Source organism: Halomonas sp. TP35 (genome assembly GCF_052375975.1).
GTDB lineage: Bacteria > Pseudomonadota > Gammaproteobacteria > Pseudomonadales > Halomonadaceae > Vreelandella > Vreelandella citrativorans.
In genome coordinates, this window is the sequence record NZ_JBQSUZ010000038.1 from 1 (window position 1) to 1,561 (window position 1,561).

1 protein-coding gene is annotated in these 1,561 nt (G+C 55.7%); it reads right to left on the reverse strand.

The features are described from left to right. Positions 1–161: 161 nt before the first annotated feature. The gene (locus ACT3RU_RS17920) at positions 162–1,463 is read right to left on the reverse strand and encodes an IS1380 family transposase (protein ID WP_483392981.1); all 1,302 of its coding nucleotides are present in this window, start codon (positions 1,461–1,463) and stop codon (positions 162–164) included. Positions 1,464–1,561: the final 98 nt, after the last annotated feature.

Sequence of the window (1,561 nt, forward strand, 5' to 3'; positions counted from 1 at the left end):
CCTGGATTTCTCATAGTACCTCAGCCAGTACCGCACTCAGGCTGTAACACCGCTAAACACCTACTGGCTCGACTTACATCGGCTACTTTTTAACCACTTTCCGGCGTTCAGACACACTTCCCCCTTTCCCCCATTGCTTCGGGCCGGGGGCGCCCGAGCAGTCAGTTAGGAACCAACCGCCTGACGAGATCGGATAGCGCCGTTTTATAGGGGTAGCTGTCACTCATGAGTACTCGGATTCGACGCGTATTGCGGATGATGACCGCGCCTACTTTGATGAGCTTGAGCCTCAGGTTGCTCGGACTCATGCGCGCGAAGGGCGTGTGCTTCAGATAAGTCCGTAACCGCTCGAACAGCGTATAAGCGAAGCCCGACAAGATCAGCCGCCACTGATTGGCCCACCAGTGCGTGCTGGAGGTCCGGTCAGCAAACAGGCTCAGTTGTTGATCCTTGATCCGGTTCTCCATGTCACCCCGGGCACAGTACTGCTCGTAGTAAAGCTTGAAGCCATCATCGTAACGGGAACTGATGATAAACCGGGGATTAGAGCCTAACTCGCCTTCTTCCAGGCGGGCCACCACCCAGCGTGAGTATTTCCAGGAGTGGGCTTGATACTGGAAGCGAAACGTCTCTGCCACTTTCCCTCCCACCTGCCATTGGGTCTTGCGCACCAGCATCATGGGCACATCCACTTCCTTGAGCAGCCGGCTGTTCTTGGCGATTCCCACGATGTAGTCGACGTGATGCCGATCACACCAGTTCAGCATCCGGGGACGACAAAAGTGGCTATCACCTCGTAACACGATGCGCGTATCGGGCCAGTATTGACGGATAAAGCGTACCAGTAAGGCGAGGATCGCCCAGCTATGGCGGCTGTCGCTGCGGTCACTGGTGCGCAGATAGCTCACCAGTAAGTGGCGCCCACAGAAGACATACAGTGGGAAGTAGCAGTGGTGATCGTAATAACGGTTAAAGAACTTGCCGGGTTGCTCGCCATGCACGGGGATGTCGGTGCCATCAAAGTCCAGCACGATCTCCTTGGGTGGTTCGTCATGCTGTTCAATGAAGTGATGCCACAGCAACTCATGGGCCTTCACTATTGCTTGCCGATCGGCGTTCTGCTCCACCCGGCACAGCGTCGACTTGCCTGCCAGCGTATCCTCTTCACCGAGCGCTGTCTGAAGGGCCTGATCATAGCGCAGGGCCTCATGGTCGTTGAAATCTTCATAGCCAGCGGCGACACCGAACACCCGCTGACGAACCAACGTGTCGAGCTTATGACGAACCTGTTCCGGTGAGCGGGGATCATGAAGCACGGCGGCCAAGCGGCGTGTTAGGCGATGCTGTTTATCGACTTCACGAAGCAGGAGTAATCCGGCGTCCGACGTAATGTGGCCCCCGGAGAAGTCGGCTTCAATTTGGCGGCGAGAGAGTGGCGAGAAGGTCAGCTTTTCAGGTACCATTTTGGAAGCGGCTGTTGGTGCTTGATGGATTGGTTAGGTTCTTGAAATCATAGCACTTTCAGCCGCTTTCTTTTATACCCTGTGAGAAATCCGGGCTA